Source organism: Variovorax sp. LARHSF232 (assembly GCF_052871435.1).
The window spans coordinates 1-21163 of record NZ_JBIXJS010000019.1; the positions used below are offsets into that span (position 1 = coordinate 1).

The window sequence follows — 21163 nt, forward strand, 5'->3', positions numbered from 1 at the left end:
GCGGCCGGCAAACTGGTGGCGGGCTGGCAGCTGGCGCGCTCGCTGCTGGTGGCGCAGGAGCTGGCCGCCAAGGGCACGGACGTGCCATTCATGAAGGCCAAGATCGCGACCGCGCGCTTCTATGCCGAGCACATCCTGAATGGCGTGCCGGCCATGGCCGACAGCATCGTCGACGGCGCTGCCAGCGTCACCGCCTTGCCGGTCGAGGCTTTCTGACCGACGACGCCTGCAAGGCGCAGGCGGCACCTGTCGCGCAAAGCACGGGTGCCGCACTTTCCAAAACGTATAACCCTTCGTCCAGTTCTTTCGGAGACTTCATGTCCAAGCTGCCGCCCGTGCTCGCGAACCTGCCGATGCCCATCATCGGTTCGCCGCTCTTCATCATCAGCAACCCCAAGCTCGTCATTGCCCAGTGCAAGGCCGGCGTGGTGGGCTCCATGCCGGCGCTCAATGCGCGTCCGGCTGCGCAACTGGAAGACTGGCTGGCCGAAATCACCGAAGCGCTGGCGGCCCACAACAAGGCCAACCCGGACCAGCCGGCTGCGCCCTTTGCCATCAACCAGATCGTGCACAAGAGCAATGACCGGCTCGAGCACGACATGGAGATGGTCGTGAAGTACAAGGTGCCGATCGTCATCACCTCGCTGGGCGCGCGCACCGACGTCAACGACGCCGTGCACAGCTACGGCGGCGTGACCTTGCACGACGTCATCAACAACAAGTTCGCGCAAAAGGCGATCGAGAAGGGCGCCGACGGCATCATCGCGGTGGCGGCGGGTGCCGGCGGGCACGCGGGCGTGAAGAGCCCCTTCGCGCTGATCCACGAGATCCGCCAATGGTTCGACGGGCCGGTGGCCCTCAGCGGCTCCATCGCCACCGGCGGCGCCGTGCTGGCGGCCCAGGCCATGGGCGCCGACTTCGCCTACATCGGCTCGGCCTTCATCGCGACCGAAGAAGCGCGTGCCAGCGACGAGTACAAGAAGGCGATCGTCGAGGGCAGCTCGGACGACATCGTCTATTCGAGCCTGTTCACCGGCGTGCATGGCAACTACCTGGCGCCCTCGATCCGCGCCGCCGGCATGGACCCGGACAATCTGCCTGAAGGCGACGTCAAGACCATGGACTTCGGCGGCGGCGAGGGTTCGAAGAAGAAGGCCTGGAAGGACATCTGGGGCTCGGGCCAGGGCATCGGCGCCATCACCGAGGTGACGCCCGCCGCCGCCTTCGTCGAGAAGCTCAAGCGCGAGTACTTCGAAGCTCGCAAGCGCCTGGCGCTTTGAGCGCAATCCCGCCGATCGAAACGGCGAAAGCCCCATCGGGGGGCCACGTTGCCGCCATGCGGCCGCCTGCAGGCGGGCGCATGCCGCTGCTGGATGCGGCAAAAGGCATCGCCTGCCTGTTCATCGTCGGCCATCACCTGTGCCGCTACGGTCCGCTGCCGGAAGGCGCGGCCGCGCTGGCGCCGCGCCTCGTCGGCTGGCTGGGGCAGGACGGGCGCCTCGCGGTGCAGGTCTTCCTGGTCATTGCCGGCTTCCTGGCTGCCGCCTCGCTGGCGCCCGAGGGCGTGCTGCGTGCCAACCAGGGGCCCTGGCAGCGCGTCTGGCAGCGCTATGCGCGTCTCGCCATGCCCTACCTGGCGGCCATGTGCGTGAGCGTGCTGGTGGCGGCGGCCATCCGTCCCTGGTTCGCTCACGAGGCCGTGCCGGCCGCGCCGGTGCTCGCGCAACTGCTGGCGCATGGCCTGCTGCTGCAGGACCTGCTGGGCTACGAGGCGCTGTCGACCGGCGTCTGGTACGTGGCCATCGATTTCCAACTTTTCGTGCTGGCGCTGGTGATGGTCATGCTGGCCGAATGGCTGCAGCGCCGCTGGCAGCTCAGCGCCGCGCGGGCTGCATGGCTGCTGGCCCTGCTGGTGCTGGCCCTGGTGGCGGCCTCGCTCTTTGCCTTCAACCTGCAGGCCGAGCTCGACACCACGGCCTTCTATTTCATCGGCTCCTATGGCCTGGGCATGCTGGCCTTCTGGCTTGACCGAATCCCGGGCGATGCCCGCTGGACCATCGCCCTGGCGTTGCTGGCCGCAGTCGGCGCAGCGGCGCTGCTATGGGACTGGCGCATCCGCATCGCCGTTGCGCTGGCCGTGGCGCTGCTGCTGGCGCTGGCGCAGCGGCGCGGCTGGCTGGGTGCGCCGCCGGCGCTGCTCGAGAGCCGACCCCTGCTGTGGCTGGGCGGCATCTCCTATTCGCTGTTTCTCATCCACTTCCCCATCATCCTCTTGGTGAACGCGGTGGTGGCGCGCCTCGGGCCGCATTCGCCCTGGGTCGACGCGCTGGCCATGGCGGCGGCGGTGGCGCTGGCCATCGGGGCTGCGGCCCTGCTGCACCGCTGGGTCGAGTCACGCCCGGCCTCCTGGCGCCTCACGCTCGGGCTGCTGGCCGCGCTGCTGATGTGCGGCGCGCTGGTCGCCGCTTGAGCGGCGCGCATTCTCGGGCTTTCTCTCCCGCATCGGTTGAATAGCCGACCGGGCCGCAGTGCATGTCACACGGCTCGGCGCAGCCGTGGTCAAAATGCCCCATTGCCGCCATTTTCAGTTTCGAGTAATTTCAGGAAAACCTGAAAATTCAGAAAACCTTGGCATTCTCGCAAGACCTCCCCGCCGTGCAGCAGATCCGTCGCTGGGTTCGGCGCCTGCCGCCTGGCGCCGCACTCCAGGTGCTGGCCTCGCTGCTGTGGATCCCGCAGGCGGCGCTGGTGGCCATGGCGGTGCAGGGCATGGCGGACGGAAAGGGCCTTGATGCGGCTTGGCGACCGGCTGCCGGCGTGCTGGTGCTGGGCCTGGCGCGCGCGGCTTGCGACGCCGCAGGTGCGCGCCGGATGTTTGCACAGGCGCGGGCGCTGCTGGGCGAGCTGCGCGTGCAGCTGGCCGCCCAGCTGGCGGCCCGTTCGCCCCTGGATCGGGCGCGTCCCGCCTCCGGCGCGGCCGCCAGCCTGCTGGCCGAGCAGGCCGAGGCGCTGTTGCCCTATCTCACGCGCTATCAGCCGGCGCGCTGGCGCGTCAAGCTGGTGCCGCTGGCGATCCTGGGCTGCGTGTTCTTTCATTCGTGGACGGCCGCGCTGGTACTGGCGCTGGCAGCGCCGCTCATCCCACTCTTCATGGCCATCGTCGGCTGGCGCGCCAAGGCCGCCAGCGAGGCGCAGATGCTGGAGCAGGGCGGCATGAACGCCTTCCTGCTGGACCGCCTGCGCGGACTGGCCAGCCTGCGGGCGCTGGGTGCCATCGATGCCACGGCGCTGCGCCTGCGAGCGTCGGCACGCACCCTGCAGACGCGGACGATGGCCGTGCTGCGCATTGCCTTTCTCTCGTCGGCGGTGCTGGAGCTCTTTGCCGCGCTGGGCGTGGCGATGGTGGCGGTGTACGTGGGCTTTCATCTGCTGGTGCAGCTGCAGTTCGGCGCCTGGCGCGGGCGCCTCGATTTGGGCGAAGGCCTGTTCATCCTCCTGCTGGCGCCGGCCTTTTTCGAACCGCTGCGCGAGCTGTCGGCGGTTTGGCATGACCGCGCGGCCGGCGAGGCCGCTTTGGACGCGGTCGATCAACTGAGCCACGAGGCCGAGCCATTGCCTGGCGGCGCGGCGTTTGCGCCGGCACCGGGGGAACAGCCGCATCACCGCGGCGAAGCGCCCGGCGTACTCCTGCGCGACTTGCAACTTTCCCACCGCGGCGAAGACGCCATGCTGGCAGATGTTTCTCTGGCCATTGCAGCCGGCGAGCATGTGGCGCTGTTCGGCCCCAGCGGCTGCGGCAAGAGCAGCCTGCTGGCCTCGATCGCCGGTCTGCTGCCGGTGCGCGCGGGCAGCATCGAGATCGGCGGCGTGCCGATGAACGACGACAACGCGGCCCGCTTGCGCAAACGCATGGCCTGGATGGACCAGCGGCCGCATGTCTTTGCCGGCACCGTGCATGCCAATGTGGCGCTGGCGCAGCCCCAGGCCTCGCGAAGTCAGGTGCTGGCGGCGATCTGCCTTGCCGGCCTGGCGCATGTGGACCAGGCCCATCCGGCAGCCGCGCTCGGCGAAGGCGGGCAGGGCCTGTCGGGCGGCGAGGCGCGCCGCCTGGCACTGGCGCGGCTGGCACTGCGCAGCCGGCAGGCGGACTTGCTTTTGCTGGACGAACCTACCGCGCATCTGGACAGCGAAACGGCGCGGCAGGTGAGCGATGCACTGCTCGAACTGGCGCAAGGCAAGACCCTCATCGTGGCCACGCACGATCCCGTGCTGGCCGCACGCATGGACCGCGTGATCCTGCTCGGCGCGCAGCAAGCGGCGCTGCATGAAGAGGAGGTGGCCGATGCGATCGCCTAGCCGCCACGCTGGCGAGCTTGCCGCCGTCCTGCGCCCCTATCTGGCTGCCCGCCCGCGCATGCTGGCCCTGGGCGCGGGCCTGGCCATGCTGACGGTGCTGATGGGCATGGCGCTCCTGGGCCTGTCGGGCTGGTTCATCACCGCCACCGCGCTGGCCGGGCTGCAGGCGGCCAGCGCCATTGCCTTCGACGTCTTCATGCCTTCGGCCGGCATCCGGCTGCTGGCCATCGGCCGCACCGCGTCGCGCTATGGCGAACGTGTGCTGACCCACGACGCCACGCTCTCGGTCAGCGCGCGGCTGCGCGAGAAGCTGTTTCGCGGCTGGGCGCGGCCCGATGCTGCGCGGCGCCTCGCGGCACGGCCGGCGCGCCTGCTGTTTCGCCTGACCGGCGACATCGACGCGCTGGAGTCGCTCTACCTGCGCGTGATGGTGCCGGCACTCGCCGCCCTGGGCGCGGCCTTGCTCGCAGGCTTCATGTTCGGCGCCTTTGCCGATGGTTGGCTGGGCCTCGCGGTGGCGCTGTGGCTGCTGTTGTGCGGCACCGGCATTGCCGTGCTGGTGGCCTCGCGCGCGCGGCGCGCCTCGATGCGCAGAGGACTGGCGCTGGAGCGACTGCGCGAGCGCGTAGCCGACCTGCTGGCCGGCCAGGCCGAGCTGGTGATGGCGGGGGCCATGTTGGCCCAGTGCCAGGCGGTGGCCAGCGCCGATGCGCGGCTCGCCCGGGCCGAACTGGCGCTGCACGCGCTGGAAACTCGTGCCGCTCTGGCCTGGGGCGCGGGCAGCGCCTTGCTGCTCGGTGGCACCTTGATCGCCGGCGCCTGGCTGGTGGACCAGGGACGCATCGGTGCGCCGGTGGCGGCGCTGCTGGTGCTGCTGGCCCTGGCCGCCATGGAACCTTTTGCCGCACTGCGCCGCGGCGCCATCGAACTGGGCCGCAGCCGGCTGGCGGTGCGCCGCATCGCACCCCGCTTGCGTCCGAAAACGGAAGAGGGCGCAGCGGTCGGTATGCCCGATGCCGGCATGGCGGTGCAGTGCGAAGGCCTGGCGCTGGCGCATGCGGGCAGCGCGCGTGTCGCCGTGCCGCGCGTCGATCTGCAGATCTGTGCCGGCGAGCGCGTGGCCCTGATCGGTGCCAGCGGCGCCGGCAAGTCCACGGTGCTGGCAGCGATCGCTGGTGAACTCCGGCCCAGCGCGGGCAGGCTGCGCGCCCTGTCGGCCTGCTGGCTGACCCAGCGCACCGAACTCTTTCAGGACGACCTGCGCGGCAACCTGCTGCTGGCGGACCCGAGCGCCGATGACGCGCAACTGTGGGCCGCACTCCAGGCGGCAGGCCTGGCCGACGACGTGCGCGCCATGCGGCACGGCCTGGACACGCGCCTGGGCGAGGGCGGCCTGGGCCTGTCGGGCGGCCAGTCGCGCCGGCTGGCGCTGGCGCGACTGCTGCTTCGCAAGCGCACCTCGCTATGGCTACTGGACGAGCCGACCGAAGGATTGGACACTCGCACCGCGCACGACGTCCTCACGCGTCTGGCGCAAGAAGCGCAGCGGCGGCAGCGCAGCATCGTCATCGCGACCCACCTGCGGCGCGAGGCGGCGCTGGCAGACCGCCTGCTGTGCATGCAAGGGGGGTGTCTCCTGACCGAAGCGCGCCGCGGCACGCCGGACTTCGCGGCGGCGCTGAACGCGCTCCGGCAGGACTGAACAGGACAAGACAAAGGAAAGGAACCCCCATGGATCTCGACATCGTTGCGTTATCAAGATTTCAGTTCGCGCTCACGGCGCTGTATCACTTCCTCTTCGTGCCGCTGACCATCGGCCTGTCGATCCTGCTGGCGATCATGGAGACGGTGTACGTCATGACCGGGCGCAGCATCTGGCGCGACATGACCAAGTTCTGGGGCGTGCTGTTCGGCATCAACTTCGCGATGGGCGTGGCCACCGGCATCGTGATGGAATTTCAGTTCGGCATGAACTGGTCCTACTACAGCCATTACGTGGGCGACGTGTTCGGCGCGCCGCTGGCCATCGAGGGGCTGATGGCCTTCTTCCTGGAAGCCACCTTCGTCGGCCTGTTCTTCTTCGGCTGGGACCGCATGTCCAAGGTGGGCCACCTGATCGCCACCTGGGCGGTGGCGCTGGGTTCCAACTTCTCGGCCCTGTGGATCCTGATCGCCAACGGCTGGATGCAGAACCCGGTGGGCGCGGCCTTCAACCCGCAGACCATGCGCATGGAGGTGACCGACTTTGCCGCGGTGCTGACCAATCCGGTGGCGCAGGCCAAGTTCGTGCACACGGTGTCGGCCGGCTACGTGGTGGCCTCGCTGTTCGTGCTGGGCGTGTCGGCCTGGTATGTGCTCAAGGGCCGGCACCTGGAGCTGGCCAGGCGCTCGATGACGGTGGCGGCCTCCTTCGGGCTGGCGGCCTCGCTGTCGGTGGTGGTGCTGGGCGACGAGAGCGGCTACCTCTCGACCGAGCACCAGAAGATGAAGCTGGCCGCCATCGAAGCCATGTGGAAGACCGAGCCGGCGCCGGCTGCCTTCACCGCCTTCGGTTTCCCCGACCAGGAGGCGCGCGAGACGCACTACGCGGTGCACATCCCCTGGGTCATGGGCCTGATCGGCACGCGCTCGCTCACCACCGTGATCCCCGGCATCGAAGAGCTGCAAAAGAGTGCGGAGAAGCGCATCGGCAACGGCATCCAGGCCTACGACGCGCTGCAGCGCATCCGCGCCGCCGGCAGCACCGCCGCCATTCCGGCCGACGCGCGCGCTGCCTTCGAGCAGCATGGCAACGACATGGGCTACGCGCTCCTGCTCAAGCGCTACGTGGACGACCCGCGCCAGGCGACCCCGCAGCAGATCACCCAGGCCGCCTGGGACACCGTGCCGCCGGTGGCGCCGCTGTACTGGACCTTCCGCATCATGGTGGGGCTGGGCATGTTCTTCATCCTGCTGACCGGTGTGTTCTTCATGCTGTCGGCCATGCGCCAGCTGGACCGCTACCGCTGGCTGCTGAAGGTGGCGGTATGGAGCATTCCCTTGCCCTTCCTCGCGGCCGAATGCGGCTGGATCGTGGCCGAGCTGGGCCGCCAGCCCTGGGTGATCGAAGGCGTGCTGCCCACCGCGGTGGCGGTGTCCAATCTGGGCGCGAGCACCGTGCTGCTCACCATCCTGGGCTTCGCCCTGATCTATACGGTGCTGATCGTGATCGAGTGGAAGCTCTTGTTCAAGGTCATCCGCAAGGGGCCCGAGCTGCAGCCGGACACGCTGGCCGAAGCCCGCTCGCGCGGACACACCACCCTTGCCACCGCGGAGTAAGAACATGATCCTGCATGAACTGATTTCCTACGACGTGCTGCGCCTCATCTGGTGGCTGCTGCTGGGCATCCTGCTGGTGGGTTTTGCGGTGATGGACGGCTTCGACCTGGGCACCGGCATGCTGCTGCCCTTTGCCGGCAGGACCGACCTGGAGCGGCGCGTGGTGATCAACACCATCGGCCCGGTCTGGGAGGGCAACCAGGTCTGGCTGATCCTGGGCGGCGGCGCCATCTTCGCGGCCTGGCCGCAGCTGTATGCGGTGTCCTTCTCGGGCTTCTACCTGGCGATGTTCGCGATTCTCTTTGCGCTGATCCTGCGTCCGGTCGCCTTCAAGTTCCGCAGCAAGTACGACGAGGCGCGCTGGCGCAACACCTGGGACTGGCTGCTCTTCGTCGGCGGCTTCGTGCCCGCGCTGATCTGCGGCGTGGCCCTGGGCAACGTGCTGCAGGGCGTGCCCTTCAGGCTCGAGCCCGACATGCAGATCCACTACACCGGCAGCTTCTTCGGCCTGCTCAATCCCTTTGCCTTGCTGACGGGTGTGCTGTCGGTGGTCATGCTGGTGATGCACGGCGCTGCCTGGCTGCAGCTCAAGGCCGATGGCGCGGTGGCCGACCGTGCGCGCCGCTTCGGCAGCGTTGCGGCCGTGCTGACCGCGGCGCTGTTCGCGCTGGCCGGGGTGCTGATGTACAAGTTCGTCGGCGGCTACCAGATCACCAGCGCGGTGGTGCCCACGGGGCCGTCCAATCCTCTCTTGAAGACGGTGGTGCAGCAGGCCGGCGCATGGTTCGCCAACTATGCGGCGCACCCCTGGCTGTACGTTGTGCCGGCGTTGGGCGTGGGCGGCGCACTGCTCGCCTGGCTGGCCATGCTGGCGCGGCGTTCGCTGCTGGGGCTGTTGTGCAGCGGGCTTTCGGTCGCCGGCATCGTCCTGAGCGTCGGCGTGTCGATGTTCCCCTTCATCCTGCCCTCGTCCATCGATCCGCGCGCCAGCCTCACGGTGTGGGATTCGTCCTCCAGCCACCTGACGCTGTTCATCATGCTGGTGTGCGTGGCCATCTTCCTGCCGATGATCCTGGCCTACACCAGCTGGGTCTATTCGGTGCTGCGCGGCAAGGTTGATGCGGACGACATTGCGAACGATCGCGGCCACGCTTACTGATCAAGGGAGAATTTTATGTGGTACTTCGCCTGGATCCTCGGCCTGCCGCTGGCGGCGGCCTTCGCGGTGCTCAACGCCATGTGGTTCGAGTTGATGGAAGACGAGGCTGTGCGGCACGACAAGATGGATAAGCCGAGACGCTGAGCCGCCCCCCGGGATCAACTCTTGCGCCGGCTCGGCGCAGCTTTCGCCGCCTTCGGCTTCGTCGCCTGGGCGGCGGGCTTTTTTATGCTCAGGCGGTCCTTGAGAGTCAGTACCTTGGTCACCGCCGCGCCCATGCCCATGAGTTGCAGGGCGGTTTCCGGCGACAGGCGCTGCACATCGTCGAACCACTTCATCAGCCGGTCGATCAGGTCGTGCATTTCGCGCATGCGCTGCTGGGCGTGGCGCTCTTCATCGCTGGTGGGCGTTTCCAGCAGGGCGCTGCGCAGCATCGACAAGGTGGGCTCCACCTCGCGCCGGCGCCGTTCCTCGGCCAGCACGCGGAAGATTTCCCAGACGTCCTGCGGCGCCTCGAAGTACTCGCGGCGATCCCCGGGCTGGTGCCGCAGCCGCACCAGGCGCCAGGCCTGCAGCTCCTTCAGGCCCATGCTCACGTTGGAGCGCGAGAACTCGAGCAGCTCGGCGATCTCGTCGGCGTTGACCGGGCGCGGCGAGAGAAAGATCAGCGCATAGATCTGGCCGACGGTGCGATTGATGCCCCAGCGGCTGCCCATCTCGCCGAAATGGGCAACGAACTGGCGATTGAGGGGCGGGAGCTGCGCGCTCTGGGCAGGGGGAGGAGAGGCCATGCGCGCATTGTCATGCGCCGGCTCCTGAACTTTCACAAGGTCCTGAAATTCCCGATGCTTCAGGCCTTTTCCGGCCAAGGCGTGGACGCCGGCACCTGCGCTGCCGGCTCCACGTCGACGCTCTTGAAGTCGGCCGGCGAGACGATTTCCAGGTACTCCATGTCCGGCGAGTAGTCGAACAGGTAGTGGCGGATGCCGGGGCGCTGGTGCACGACATCGCCGGCTTCCACCAGGGTTTCCTTGTCCTCGTACATGAAGCGGGCCCAGCCCTTCAGCATGAACACGATCTGGAAATCTGCCTCATGGCGGTGCCAGCCGGTGCCCGTTTCGGGGGCCATGTTGGCTTTGACCAGGTGCGCAATCACCTTGCCGTGAGTGGCTTGCGCGATCCCCAGGTCGCGGTAGAGGAAGAAGTCGCGCAGTCCGCCGCCGACGTACTGCGTGTCACTGGGCTTCACGTGCGAGAACCGGGTCTCGGCTTTGTCCAGCATAGGGCGCTCCTTGAAGGTGATGCGCCGCTGCATGCATAAAGCGTTCCTTCAAGCCAGGCTGCGCAGTTCGCGCCGCAGGATCTTGCCCACGGTGGACTTGGGCAGCGCCTCGACAAAGCGCAGGTGCCTGGGCACCTTGTAGCCGGCCAGCGCCGCGCGGCAGTGAGCCATGAGCGATTCCTCGTTTAGCTCGTCGCCGGCTGCCTTGACGACGAAGAGGGCCACGGCCTCACCGGTCCTCTCGTCCGGCACGCCGATGCAGGCGCACTCCAGCACGCCAGGGCAGGCCGTGGCCACCGCTTCGATCTCGTTCGGATAGACGTTGAAGCCCGAGACGATGATCATGTCCTTGATGCGGTCCACGATCTTGAGGAAGCCCCTCTCGTCGAAGACGCCGACGTCGCCGGTGCGAAAGTAGCCGTCCTGCGTGAAGGCGGCAGCGTTTGCTTCCGGCTTCTCCCAGTAGCCGCTCATCACCTGCGGGCCCTTGGCGCAGATCTCGCCGGCGCTCCCCGCTTGCACTTCCTGGCCTTCGCTGTCGATCAGCTTGATGTCGGTCGAAGGCATCGGCAGGCCGGTGGTCCCGGTGAAGCGGTCGACGGAAGGCAGGTTGATGGTGAGCACCGGGCTGGTCTCCGACAGACCGTAGCCTTCCAGGATCCGCTGGCCGGTGATTTCCTGCCAACGCCTGGAAGTCGCTTCCATGATGGCGGCGCCGCCGCCAGCCGCCAGCCGCAGGCGCGAAAAATCGATCTCCTTGAGCCGCGGGTGGGCCGCCAGGCCGGCGTAGAGGGTGTTGACGCCGGTGAATACCGTGAGGCGCGCCTCCTTGAAAGTGTCGATCAGCCCCTCGATGTCACGCGGGTTGGCCACCAGCCAGTTCTGCGCGCCCAGCGAGAAGTAGCTGATCAGGTTCACCATCAGCGCGAAGATGTGATAGAGCGGCAGGGCAGTGACCACCACGTCCTCGCCGGGGCGCAGGGTCTCGCGCATGAAGGCCTTGTACTGCTCGGTGTTGGCCACCAGGTTGCGGTGCGACAGGCAGGCGCCCTTCGACAACCCGGTGGTGCCGCCGGTGTATTGCAGGAACAGCAGGTCCTCGCCCTGGATTTGCGGGGCGGTGTAGCTCGTCGGGGCCTCCTCGCGCAGGATCGTTGCCAGCGGCAGTACGCCGTCCAGGCGCGCGTCAGCGGCCGGGCCGGGCAGCGGTGTGGCCAGGCCATCGCCGGGGCTCACGCCGATGATGTGGCGAATCGGCGTGTCCTTCACCACCTCGGCCAGCGTCGGGGTCGAGCCGTTGAAGATGACGATGGTCTTGACGCCCGCGTCATTGAGCTGGTGCGCCAGCTCGCGCGGCGTGTACAGCGGGTTCACGTTCACCTGCACTGCGCCCAGGCGGGCGATGCCGAGGAATACGATCGGGAAGGCCGCCAGGTTGGGCGTCATCACCGCGATGCGGTCGCCCTTGGCCACGCCCAGCTCGCGCTGCAGGTAGCTGGCAAAGCGCGCCGAGAGGCGATCGACGTCGGCGTAGCGCAGGCGCTGGCCGAAGGAGACGAAGGCCGTGTTGCCGGCGTACTTGCGCATCGCCTCTTCCAGCATGGTCACCACCGAAGGGTAGGCATCCGCATTGATCTGCGCGGGCACGTCGCCGTAGGAGGCGAACCAGGGTCGTTGTTGCGTCATGGTCGTGTCTCCTTCTTCAGGGCGTGACGATGTTGAAGTAGGGATCGAAGCTCTCGATGTTGGCGAACACCGCGCCCAGCACCTTGGGGTCGCCCTCGACCTTCACCATGCCGGCCTGCACCAGCTCGGGCAGCTTCTTGCCCTGCAGGAGCATGGCCAGGAAGGCGGGACGGGTCAGCGTCAGCTTGACGTCCGGGTTCTTCAGCACGCGGCCCTTGGTGTTGTTGAGCACCGAGTTGGACAGCTCCAGCGCCCAGGTTTCCTTCAGGTCGGTGAACTCCATGCTGATCGCGGCCTTCATGCCGTCGGTCTTCTCATGGTTCAGGCGCAGCGCAATGTAGTCGAACAGCAGTTGCTGATCCATGCCCCGCACCACGTCGGGGCCCTGGGTCGAGGTCGTCGGCTTGAGCACGCCGTCGCGCAGCTCCTTGGCGCCCACGAGGTAGGCGTTGCGCCAAGTGCCGGCTTCGGACTGGTAGCCCAGCTGCTCGAGGGTGTCTGCCTGCAGGGCACGCGCCGCGGCGTTGCCAGGGTTGGCGAACACCACGTGGTTCAGCAGCTCGGCCACCCAGCGGTAGTCGCCCGCCTCGAAGGCCTTGCGCGCGGTGGCCAGCACCGCGGCCTCGCCGCCCATGGCCGCGACATAGCGCTTGGCCGCGTCGCTCGGCGGCAGTTTGTTCAGGCTGGCCGGGTTGGCGTCGTAGAAGCCCAGGTAGAAGTTGTAGACGCCGCGCAGGTTGTGGCTGAGTGTGCCGTAGTAGCCGCGCGAGCTGGCGTCCTGTGCCAGCGCCTTGGGGAAGAAGTCGGCGTTGCCGATCTCGTCCATCACCAGGCCCCGGTTGGCCAGGTTCGCCGCGCGGTCGTGGATGAAGCGGTAGGTGTCGCGTTGCTTGGCCAGGTACTGGCGGATGTTGTCGCCGCCCCAGGTCGGCCAGTGGTGGCTGGCGAAGGCGACCTGCACGTCCGGGTACATGTCCAGCGTCTCGTTCGCGTACTTGCTCCACAGCAGCGCGTCGCGCACCTTGGCGCCGCGGATGGTGTAGATGTTGTGCATGTGCTTGGTGAACACCTCGGACAGGCACAGCGTCTTCTTGTCGGGGAAATAGAACATCATTTCCGAAGGCGCTTCCGAGCCCTGTGCCATCTGGAAGACGATGCGCACGCCGTCCACCGTCATTTCCTGGCCGGTCTTGCCGATGTAGTCGGTCGGCGGGATCAGGCCCATGGTGCCGCTGGAGAGCGCCTTGCCCAGGCCGCTGCCCACGCCCTGGCGCTCGTTGGTGTCCAGGCCCGCGCCGAACTGGTAGGTAGCGCGCCGCGTCATGGCATTGCCGGCCAGCACGTTTTCGGCCACGGCGTGCTCCATGAAGCCTTCGGGCGCGATCACCTTGACCTTGCCCGCCTTCACATCGGCCTCGTCGATCACGCCGCGCACGCCGCCGTAGTGGTCGGCGTGGCTGTGGGTGTAGATCACCGCGCTCACCGGCTTCTTGCCCAGCTTGTCCATGGCAAAGGCGAGGGTGGCGCGGGCCATCTCGGTGGTGAGCAGCGGGTCGATCACGATCCAGCCGGTCTTGCCTTCCACCAGCGTCATGTTGGCCAGGTCGTAGCCGCGGACCTGGTAGATGCCGTCGGTGACCTTGAACAGGCCACGCGCGTTGTTGAGCTTTTCCTGGCGCCACAGGCTGGGGTTGACGGTGGCGGGTGCCTCGCCCTTGACGAAGTCATAGCGGTTGGCGTCCCACACCAGCTTGCCGTCGGTCGTTTTGACCATCGGCTCGGGCATGGTCGCGACCAGGCCGCGGGTGGCCTCCTCGAAGTCGCGCTTGTCGTCGAGCTCGAGCTTCTGCGCCACCGCCTGGTTGGCGGCGACGGTGCTCGGCGTGGCCGGCTTGGGTGCGGTGGCGAGGCCGTCCTGCTGCGCCGCGGCGGGCAGCGCGGTGGTCAGGATGGCGGCCGCGATGGCGACCAGGGCGTGGCGCTGGGGAATTCGTTTCATGGGGTTCTTGTCTCCGTTCGATTTTGGGAAAGGGTGCCGCTCGCCGCGTCTTCAGGCGCGGGCGTCAGTGCGGATCATGTCGATCGCCTTCTCGGCAATCATCACGGTGGGCGCGTTGGTGTTGCCGCCCACCACCTGCGGCATGATCGATGCGTCCACCACGCGCAGGCCTGCCAGGCCATGCACGCGCAACTGGTCGTCGACCACCGCCAGCGGATCGCTGGGCGGTCCCATCTTGCAGGTGCCCACGGGGTGGTACTGGGTATCGGCGCGCTTGCGGATGTCTTCCTTGATGGCCGCCAGGTCGTCGCGCTTGACCGGGTAGAGCATGTCGCCGCGGTAGCGGTCGAAGGGCTTGGACTGAAGGATGTCCATCTGCAGCTGCACGCCCTTCGCCAGCAGGTCCAGGTCGCGCTCGTCCTTCAGGAAGGCCGGGTCGATCAGCGGGGCGGCGCGCGGGTCGGGGCTGGCCAGCTTCAGGTTGCCGCGGCTGTGCGGGCGCAGCACCTCGATGTGGCAGGAGTAGCCGTGGCCCAGGTGGGGCTTGCGGCTGTGGTCGTCGACCAGGGCCACCACGAAGACCATCTGCAGGTCGGGCACCGCGACATCGGGCGAGGAGCGCACGAAGGCGCCCGACTCGGCGAAGTTGCTGGTGATGGGGCCGGTGCGCTCTTTCTTCCACTGCGGCATGGCCGCCGCGATGCGCGCACCGCCGCGCAGCGAGATGCCGAAGGTGTCGGGCGAATTGCGGGTGCGCCAGGACTGCACATGGTCGATGTGGTCGTGCAGGTTCTCGCCCACGCCGGGCAGATCGTGCAGCACCGGAATGCCCAGGCGCTGTAGATCGGCGCCGCGTCCGACGCCGGACAAGAGCAGCATCTGCGGCGAGCCGAAGGCGCCGCCCGACAGGATCACTTCGCGGCGCGCCCGCAACTCGGTCTCGCGGCCGCCGATGGTGCAGCGGATGCCGCGCGCCTGCTTGCCCTCGAACACGATGCGCGAGCCCAGCGCATGGGTCTTCACGTGCAGATTCGGGCGCGACAGGTGCGGCGTGATGTAGCCCTTGGCGGTGCTGTGGCGCTCGCCGTTCTTCTGCGTGACCTGGAACATGAAGGCGCCGAACTGCTCGGCGCCGTTGTAGTCGCTCACCCGGGGCACGCCGTTCATTTCAGCCGCGGCCAGGAAGGCTTCGTTGATCGGGCTGGGGCTGCGCAGATCGGCCACGTTGAAGGGGCCGCCTGTGCCGTGATAGGGGCAGTCGCGGTGCGTCTCGTTGTTCTCGGCGCGCTTGAAGTAGGGCAGCACATCCTCGTAGGACCAGCCCGCATTGCCGAGCGCCGCCCAGTTGTCGTAGTCCCAGCGGTGGCCGCGCACGTAGACCATGGCGTTGATGGAGCTGGAGCCGCCCATCGTCTTGCCGCGCGGCTGGTAGCCCCGGCGCCCGTTCAGGCCGGGCTGCGGCACCGTCTTGTAGGCCCAGTTCTTGAAGGGGCCCGGCAGGATCGCCACCACGCCGACCGGTGCGTGGATGAACACGCTGTCGTCGGGGCCGCCGGCTTCCAGCAGGCAGACGGTGACGCAGGGGTCTTCGGTGAGGCGCGAGGCCACGACGCAGCCGGCCGAGCCGCCGCCGACCACGACGTAGTCGAATTCTTCGATTTGCATGGGGATGTCTCTCGTTATGGTGCGCGAGCCGTTGCCGCACGCAGGGATTGTTCAGCGCGCGAGCAATTGAGTCCAATGCATAGTTCATCTATCATCAATGCACTGAATGCAATTCAACAAAGGGCGCAATGGACCTGCGGCGCTGGACGCATGTGGTGGCGGTGGCCGACCGGCGCAGCTTCGTGCGCGCCGCGGAAGAGGTGCACTTGAGCCAACCCGCCTTGACGCGCAGCATCCAGGCCGCCGAGGCGGAACTGGGCCTGCTGCTGTTCGACCGCAGGGGCAGCGAGATCATGCCGACGCCGGCCGGCGAGTTCGTGATTGCGCGGGCCCGACAACTCGTGTTCAACAGCCGCTGCCTGGAGCGCGACGTGGCGCTCTACCGCAGCCACAACCTGGGCGACACCGCCTTTGGTGTCGGGCCTCTGCCCGCCACGACTTTCCTGCCGGGTCTGCTCGCCGGCCTGCGAAGCGAGTTCCCGGGCATCAAACTGCGCGTCGAAGTCAGCAACTGGCAATTGCTGCTCAAACGCCTGCGCGAGGAAGACATCGAATTCTTCGTGGCCGACACCTCTGACCTGCCGGCCGATCCCGGCTTGCACCAGCGGCCGTTGCGGCGTGAGCTGGGTGGCATCTTCGTGCGGGCCGGCCACCCGCTGGGAGCGGCCCGCACGGTCACGATGCAGCAGCTCTGGGAGTACGGCCTGCTGTCGATCCGACTGCCGAGCCGAGTGCGCGGCGAGCTGGCCCGCCAGGTGGGGCTGGCCTCGGAGGCGGAGCTGCGTCTGGCCCTGGAATGTGACGATGCCGAACTGCTGACCAAGACGGCGCTGCACTGCGATTCGGTGCTGCTCACGGCGCACGCTGCCGTTGCAGAGCAGGTCAAGGCAGGGCGACTCCTGCCTCTGGAAGTGCGCAGCTTGCCGGCCCTGTATGCGCAGACCGGCATCGTGATGCTGCGCGGGCGCACGCCATCGCCAATGGCCGAACTCATCATCAGCCGGTTGCCGGCAGGGCAGTAGTGCGCACAATCGGCACTCCCCGTACCTGAATACGAAGCTCCCCTTGACACCCTCTCCCACACCCCCGTCCGCCACACCGATCCGCGTGCTGATCGCGGACGACCAGGCGCTGATCCGCCGCGGCATGGCGATGCTGCTGGGCGCAGCAGCCGACATCGATGTGGTGGGCCAGGCCGCCGACGGCGTGGAGGCCGTGACGCTGGCCCAGCAGCTGCGTCCGGACGTGGTGCTGATGGACCTGCACATGCCGCGCAAGGGCGGCGTGCTGGCCACGCGCGAGATCACCGCCGCCCTGCCGCACACGCGCGTGATGGTGCTGACCACCTTCGATCGCGACGACCTGGTGTTCGACGCGGTGCGCGCCGGCGCGCAGGCCTACCTGCTCAAGGACGCATCGGAGGACGAGGTGCTGGACACGGTGCGCGCAGTGCACCGCGGCGAATCGCGCATGACGCCGCAGATCGCGCGCAAGGTGATGGACCAATTCCGCCTGCTGGCCGATCGCGTCGCGGCCGGTGCGCAGGAAACGGCATCCTCCATCGACGCGCCGGCTGCCCCGCCGCCGGCCGCGCCACCTGCACTCGACGGCCTGACCGAGCGCGAGGCTGCCGTGCTCGACCTCATTGCCCATGGCCAGAGCAACCGCCAGATCGGCGCCGCGCTGCACCTGGCCGAAGGCACGGTGAAGAACCACGTCAGCCGCATCATGCACAAGCTGCAAGCAAACACCCGCACCGAACTGGCGGTGCGGGTGCTGGGGCGCAAGGCCGCGCCCTGAAGGGCGCGGCGCTTTCGACGGGGAACTCAGCCGGCGGCGCGGCCTGCCGGACTCAGGACCGGCATCGCATGGTCACTGCCCGGTTGTGGCTGATGCTGCGGCGCGGAGGTGCCGGCCACGTGCGCCGCCAGCATCGGCCGCAGCAGGGTGATGGCCAGGAAGGCGGCGAAAAGGTCCAGGCCGGCCACCGTGTAGAGCACCGTGGACCAGGTGCCGGTGGCTTCCATCATCAGGTTGCCGATCGGCACGAACAGCGCGCCAACGCCCTTGGCGCAATACAGCACGCCGTAGATCTTGCCGATGTGCTTGGTGCCGAAGGCGTCGCCCGCCAGCGCCGAGAACAGCGAATACACCTCGCCCCAGGCCAGGAACACGACGCCGGACAGGATCAGGAAGGCCCACGGGTTGTGGCCGAAGTAGCCCAGCGCGATGATGCCGATGCCTTCCAGCGTGAAGGCGATCACCATGGTCTTCTCGCGGCCGATGTGGTCCGAGACCCAGCCGAAGAAGGGCCGCGAGATGCCGTTCATGATGCGGTCGAGCATCAGTGCCAGCGGCAGCGCGGCCATGGTGACGAAGTACAGGTCGACCTTGAAGTTCTTCACGCCCAGGTCCTGCGCGATCACGCCCAGTTGGGCCACGGCCATCATGCCGCCGGTCACCACGCAGGAGAACATCACCAGCATCAGCCAGAAGAGCCGGGTGCGCAGGGCTTCTTGCAGCGTGTAGTCGCGGCGGCTCTGGGTGACCTTGCTGGAGACGCGAACCTCGGTGCCCTTGGGCGCACGCAGGAACCAGGCGGCCAGGAAAGCCAGCGAGCCCTGCAGCACGCCGAAGAAGAAGAAGGCGTGCTGGAAGCCGGACGAATCGATCATCGCGGCGATCGGCAGGATGGTGGCGGCCGAGCCGGCGCCATAGCCGCCGGCCGTCAGGCCCACCGCCAGGCCGCGGCGGTCGGGGAACCACTTGAGTGCGTTGTTGATGCAGGTCGCGTAGATCGAGCCGACGCCGATGCCGCCCACCGCAGCGCCGACGTAGAAGCCCAGCAGCGTGGTGGCCTGCGAGTTGATGACCCAGGCGGCGCCGATGAAGAGGGCGCCGAAAGCCACGATCAGGCGCGGACCGAACTTGTCGATGAAGTAGCCCTCGATCGGCGCAAGCCAAGTCTGTACCAGCACGAAGATGGTGAAAGCGACCTGGATCGACGCGCGCTCCCAGCCGAAGGATTTCTGGATCTCCGGCACGAACAGGGTCCATGCGTACTGGATATTGGCGGTGGCGATCATGCAGACGATGCCGACCACCAGTTGCAGCCAGCGATTGGAATGCCAGCGTTGCGCCGGCGCGCCGGCGGCCGCTTTCGACAGGGGGGCTGTGTTCACGCTTTTGTCTCCATGTGGTTCGCGCCGATCGCTGGTGCGGCGCCGATGTGGGGGAAATGCGCCTTTGGCCGGTGCCTTCGGGCGGGGTCCGCGATGGGTGTCACTGTCCTCGCCGAGCCGCCTGCGCGCGCCTGCCGGAAGTCATCCGATGAATCGAGACAAACCCCGATTCCTCGGTAAAAGCCCCCATGCCGAAGGTCATGGGTCAAGGGGGAAGGCATGCCTTCGCGACCCCGTAAGTAGTGTGAACAGGCCCCTGGGCCGGCACGCGGGTGACAATGCCCCGCCCATGAATCTCCTGCGCCGCCTCGATCCACGCCGCAGCCTCGCCGCCGCGATCGGCTGGCTGCTGATCGCGCTGACCCTGTGCCTGGCGCTGGCGGCCAACCTGTGGCTGCGCAGCGTCGTGCGCTCCACGCTGCTGGAGCAGCACAGCCAGCGGCTGGAGACCGCCGGCGAGCACGTGCGGGCCGAGCTCGAGACCGCCATGCTGCTGCGTCTGCAGTCTGTGACCGTGGTGGCCTCGATGCTGTCCGAGGACGTGCAGCGCAGCGAGGGCGAACGCCTGCGGCGCTCGCTCGAAGCGGTACGCCGCAGCGTGCCGGACCTGATCTGGCTGGCCGTCACCGATGCCGACGGCTTCGTCGTCGGGGCCACCGATCCGGGCGTGGTGGGCCACAACGTCTACCAGTACGCCTGGGGCTCGCAGGGCCTGGATGCGGCCTGGATCGAGGAAGGGCGTTCGCCGCAGGAGCATTTCCTCAAGCTCACTGCGCCGGTGCGCAACGCGGAGGGCGCAATCGTCGGCGTGGTCGCGGCGCAGCTGAGCTGGCACTGGGTACAGAGCCTCGTGGGCGGCATCCAGGCCACCCCGGGCGAGTGGCTCCTGATCGACCGCGACGGCATCGTCCGCCACGGCCCTCCGGCCCTGCTGGGGCTGCGCTGGGCCGATGCGGGCGAGCCCATCCGGCCCTTCGACCCGTCCATCACCGGCCTGGGGGGCGACGCCTCGGACCTGCCGGCGCGCATCGAACTGCGCCGCCTGATGGCCGGGCGCCCCTATCTGGTGGCCATGCCGCACATCGCGAGCGAAGGCACGCTGCAGCGGCTGGGCTGGCGCGTGGCGGTGGTGCAGCCGGTCGAATCGGTGGCTGCCTTTGCCACTGCGATCGAATGGCAGATCACCGTCGTGCTGAGCCTCCTGGGACTGGCCGCGGCGATCGCCGGCATCGCCGTCGCGCTGCGGCTGACGCGGCGCGTCAGCGGCATCGCGCGCTCGGCCGATGCGCTTCTGGTCGGCGGCGCCACACGCATCGAGGTGCCCACGGGCGCCGACGAGGCGGCGCGGCTGGGCAGCGCGCTGGACCGGCTGCTCGACACCTTGCAGCGCGAGCGCGACGAACTGCGCCGGCTCAACGCCGAGCTGGACGAGCGCGTGCGCCAGCGCACCGAGGAAATCCGCCGGCTGGCGCTGGAATCGCGCGACACGGCCGTGGTGCGCGAGCGCCTGCGCCTGGCGCGCGAGCTGCACGACACGCTGGCGCATTCCATGATGGCCATGCTGACCGAGATCCGGGTGCTCAAGCGCCTGGCCGCCAGCCAGCCGCAGTCATTGCCCGATGAGTTGGTGCGCGCCGAACAGGCCGCGCGCGACGGCCTGGACGAGGCGCGCCGCGCCATCGACCAGTTGCGCAGCAACCCGGTGCGCGACATCGGCCTGGGCGCGGCGCTGGCCGAACTGGCCAAGGGCCTGGGCGAGCGCAGCGGCATCGCGATCGACTGCCGCGTCGAGCCCGGGCTCGGCGCGCTCGCGGCGGAGCCGGCGGAGACGGTGTTCCGCATGAGCGAGGAAGTGCTGCGCAATGTCGAGCACCACGCCGGCGCGCAGCGGGTGGTCATCGAGCTGCGCCGCGAAGACGGTGGCGATGCCCTCGCGCTGGCGATCTCGGACGATGGCGTGGGCTTCGATGCCCAGGGCGTCCCTGCGGGCCACTACGGGCTGCTGGGGCTGCGCGAGCAGGCCGAGGCGATCGGCGCGCAGCTCGACATCGACAGCCGTGCCGGGGCAGGCACGCGCGTCACCTTGCAATGGCGGGCGCCCGCGGCGCCGGTTCCGCTCAACGCAACCAGATCAAATAGCCGGCCAGCGCCAGCATGACGAGCCAGGTGCCAGCCACCAGCCAGAAGCCGGCCCGGCTGCGCGGCTTGCCGGCACCTTCTTGCAGCCAGGCCTGCGCACGCAGGCGGCTTTGCGCCAGCACGGCATCGGGCAGCATGCGCACTGCCAGCCAGATCAGGCCCGGCAGCAGCAAGGCGTCATCCAGCAGGCCGAGCACCGGAATGAAGTCGGGGATCAGGTCGATCGGGCTGAGCGCATAGGCCACCACCAGCCAGCACAAGGCCTTGGCCGGCCAGGGCGTGGCCGGATCGCGCAAGGCAAACCAGAGCGTGAGCGCGTCGCGCTTGATGCGCTGCGCCCAGTTTCGCAGCCTTGCGAACATGGACACGCGCGCCAG

At 68.4% G+C, this 21163-nt stretch carries 18 protein-coding genes; 11 read left to right on the forward strand and 7 right to left on the reverse strand.

What is annotated here, in order from left to right; translation table 11 throughout:
• From ACIPRI_RS26355 to cydX, 8 genes are all read left to right on the forward strand, one after another.
• Nucleotides 1-216: acyl-CoA dehydrogenase C-terminal domain-containing protein (locus ACIPRI_RS26355; protein ID WP_446624470.1), on the forward strand; the 216-nt coding region annotated here is incomplete at its 5' end.
• A gap of 101 nt (nucleotides 217-317) precedes the next feature.
• Nucleotides 318-1280, forward strand: coding sequence for an NAD(P)H-dependent flavin oxidoreductase (locus ACIPRI_RS26360; RefSeq protein WP_446624471.1), 963 nt, complete (start codon nucleotides 318-320; stop codon nucleotides 1278-1280).
• Nucleotides 1281-1360: 80 nt separating this feature from the next.
• Nucleotides 1361-2470 carry an acyltransferase family protein gene (locus tag ACIPRI_RS26365; RefSeq protein ID WP_446624472.1) on the forward strand — a complete coding sequence of 370 codons (1110 nt, stop codon included), beginning with the start codon at nucleotides 1361-1363 and terminating at the stop codon, nucleotides 2468-2470.
• 185 nt (nucleotides 2471-2655) lie between these two features.
• Nucleotides 2656-4356, forward strand: a complete 1701-nt coding sequence (cydD, locus tag ACIPRI_RS26370; RefSeq protein ID WP_446624473.1) for a thiol reductant ABC exporter subunit CydD — start codon at nucleotides 2656-2658, stop codon at nucleotides 4354-4356.
• A complete protein-coding gene (locus tag ACIPRI_RS26375) occupies nucleotides 4343-6058 on the forward strand; it encodes an amino acid ABC transporter ATP-binding/permease protein (protein WP_446624474.1) in 1716 nt (571 codons plus the stop codon). The genes cydD and ACIPRI_RS26375 overlap by 14 nt, the downstream gene beginning before the upstream one ends.
• Nucleotides 6059-6087: 29 nt before the next feature.
• A complete protein-coding gene (locus tag ACIPRI_RS26380) occupies nucleotides 6088-7674 on the forward strand; it encodes a cytochrome ubiquinol oxidase subunit I (protein WP_446624475.1) in 1587 nt (528 codons plus the stop codon).
• Between the two features lie 4 nt (nucleotides 7675-7678).
• On the forward strand, nucleotides 7679-8833 hold the full coding sequence (cydB, locus tag ACIPRI_RS26385; protein WP_446624476.1) for a cytochrome d ubiquinol oxidase subunit II: 1155 nt from the start codon (nucleotides 7679-7681) through the stop codon (nucleotides 8831-8833).
• 15 nt (nucleotides 8834-8848) lie between these two features.
• Nucleotides 8849-8977: a cytochrome bd-I oxidase subunit CydX gene (gene cydX, locus ACIPRI_RS26390; protein ID WP_446624477.1), complete on the forward strand. Its 129-nt coding sequence runs from the start codon at nucleotides 8849-8851 to the stop codon at nucleotides 8975-8977.
• Nucleotides 8978-8991: 14 nt separating this feature from the next.
• On the opposite strand, the gene ACIPRI_RS26395 is transcribed toward cydX, so the two are convergent.
• From ACIPRI_RS26395 to ACIPRI_RS26415, 5 genes are read right to left on the reverse strand one after another with little or no spacing between them, the layout of a single operon-like run.
• Nucleotides 8992-9624, reverse strand: a complete 633-nt coding sequence (locus ACIPRI_RS26395) for a GbsR/MarR family transcriptional regulator (protein WP_446624478.1) — start codon at nucleotides 9622-9624, stop codon at nucleotides 8992-8994.
• A gap of 59 nt (nucleotides 9625-9683) precedes the next feature.
• Complete coding sequence (locus tag ACIPRI_RS26400) at nucleotides 9684-10115, reverse strand: cupin domain-containing protein (protein ID WP_446624479.1); 432 nt, start codon at nucleotides 10113-10115, stop codon at nucleotides 9684-9686.
• Nucleotides 10116-10163: 48 nt separating this feature from the next.
• On the reverse strand, nucleotides 10164-11801 hold the full coding sequence (locus tag ACIPRI_RS26405) for an AMP-binding protein (protein WP_446624480.1): 1638 nt from the start codon (nucleotides 11799-11801) through the stop codon (nucleotides 10164-10166).
• 16 nt (nucleotides 11802-11817) lie between these two features.
• Nucleotides 11818-13800, reverse strand: a complete 1983-nt coding sequence (locus tag ACIPRI_RS26410; RefSeq protein ID WP_446624481.1) for an alkyl/aryl-sulfatase — start codon at nucleotides 13798-13800, stop codon at nucleotides 11818-11820.
• Nucleotides 13801-13851: 51 nt separating this feature from the next.
• Complete coding sequence (locus ACIPRI_RS26415; RefSeq protein ID WP_446624482.1) at nucleotides 13852-15465, reverse strand: GMC family oxidoreductase; 1614 nt, start codon at nucleotides 15463-15465, stop codon at nucleotides 13852-13854.
• 128 nt (nucleotides 15466-15593) lie between these two features.
• On the opposite strand from ACIPRI_RS26415, the gene ACIPRI_RS26420 reads away from it, so the two are divergent.
• Nucleotides 15594-16487, forward strand: coding sequence for a LysR substrate-binding domain-containing protein (locus tag ACIPRI_RS26420; RefSeq protein WP_446624483.1), 894 nt, complete (start codon nucleotides 15594-15596; stop codon nucleotides 16485-16487).
• Between the two features lie 43 nt (nucleotides 16488-16530).
• Nucleotides 16531-17265 carry a response regulator transcription factor gene (locus tag ACIPRI_RS26425; RefSeq protein WP_446624484.1) on the forward strand — a complete coding sequence of 245 codons (735 nt, stop codon included), beginning with the start codon at nucleotides 16531-16533 and terminating at the stop codon, nucleotides 17263-17265.
• Between the two features lie 26 nt (nucleotides 17266-17291).
• On the opposite strand, the gene oxlT is transcribed toward ACIPRI_RS26425, so the two are convergent.
• Nucleotides 17292-18632: an oxalate/formate MFS antiporter gene (gene oxlT / locus ACIPRI_RS26430; protein ID WP_446624498.1), complete on the reverse strand. Its 1341-nt coding sequence runs from the start codon at nucleotides 18630-18632 to the stop codon at nucleotides 17292-17294.
• A 304-nt stretch (nucleotides 18633-18936) separates the two neighbouring features.
• Here oxlT and ACIPRI_RS26435 point away from each other — a divergent pair, with 304 nt between their 5' ends.
• A complete protein-coding gene (locus ACIPRI_RS26435; protein ID WP_446624485.1) occupies nucleotides 18937-20805 on the forward strand; it encodes a histidine kinase in 1869 nt (622 codons plus the stop codon).
• Here ACIPRI_RS26435 and ACIPRI_RS26440 read toward each other — a convergent pair.
• Nucleotides 20765-21154: a YkvA family protein gene (locus ACIPRI_RS26440; RefSeq protein ID WP_446624486.1), complete on the reverse strand. Its 390-nt coding sequence runs from the start codon at nucleotides 21152-21154 to the stop codon at nucleotides 20765-20767. The genes ACIPRI_RS26435 and ACIPRI_RS26440 overlap by 41 nt on opposite strands.
• Nucleotides 21155-21163: the final 9 nt, after the last annotated feature.

What these genes read in the sequence shown, in the direction of transcription:
- ACIPRI_RS26415 (WP_446624482.1), bottom strand. Translation starts at nt 15,465, where the DNA reads ATGCAAATCGAAGAATTCGACTACGTCGTGGTCGGCGGCGGCTCGGCC.
- ACIPRI_RS26410 (WP_446624481.1), bottom strand. Translation starts at nt 13,800, where the DNA reads ATGAAACGAATTCCCCAGCGCCACGCCCTGGTCGCCATCGCGGCCGCC.
- ACIPRI_RS26395 (WP_446624478.1), bottom strand. Translation starts at nt 9,624, where the DNA reads ATGGCCTCTCCTCCCCCTGCCCAGAGCGCGCAGCTCCCGCCCCTCAAT.
- cydX (WP_446624477.1), top strand. Translation starts at nt 8,849, where the DNA reads ATGTGGTACTTCGCCTGGATCCTCGGCCTGCCGCTGGCGGCGGCCTTC.
- ACIPRI_RS26365 (WP_446624472.1), top strand. Translation starts at nt 1,361, where the DNA reads ATGCCGCTGCTGGATGCGGCAAAAGGCATCGCCTGCCTGTTCATCGTC.
- ACIPRI_RS26400 (WP_446624479.1), bottom strand. Translation starts at nt 10,115, where the DNA reads ATGCTGGACAAAGCCGAGACCCGGTTCTCGCACGTGAAGCCCAGTGAC.
- cydB (WP_446624476.1), top strand. Translation starts at nt 7,679, where the DNA reads ATGATCCTGCATGAACTGATTTCCTACGACGTGCTGCGCCTCATCTGG.
- ACIPRI_RS26420 (WP_446624483.1), top strand. Translation starts at nt 15,594, where the DNA reads ATGGACCTGCGGCGCTGGACGCATGTGGTGGCGGTGGCCGACCGGCGC.
- ACIPRI_RS26380 (WP_446624475.1), top strand. Translation starts at nt 6,088, where the DNA reads ATGGATCTCGACATCGTTGCGTTATCAAGATTTCAGTTCGCGCTCACG.
- ACIPRI_RS26405 (WP_446624480.1), bottom strand. Translation starts at nt 11,801, where the DNA reads ATGACGCAACAACGACCCTGGTTCGCCTCCTACGGCGACGTGCCCGCG.
- ACIPRI_RS26375 (WP_446624474.1), top strand. Translation starts at nt 4,343, where the DNA reads ATGCGATCGCCTAGCCGCCACGCTGGCGAGCTTGCCGCCGTCCTGCGC.
- ACIPRI_RS26360 (WP_446624471.1), top strand. Translation starts at nt 318, where the DNA reads ATGTCCAAGCTGCCGCCCGTGCTCGCGAACCTGCCGATGCCCATCATC.
- ACIPRI_RS26435 (WP_446624485.1), top strand. Translation starts at nt 18,937, where the DNA reads ATGAATCTCCTGCGCCGCCTCGATCCACGCCGCAGCCTCGCCGCCGCG.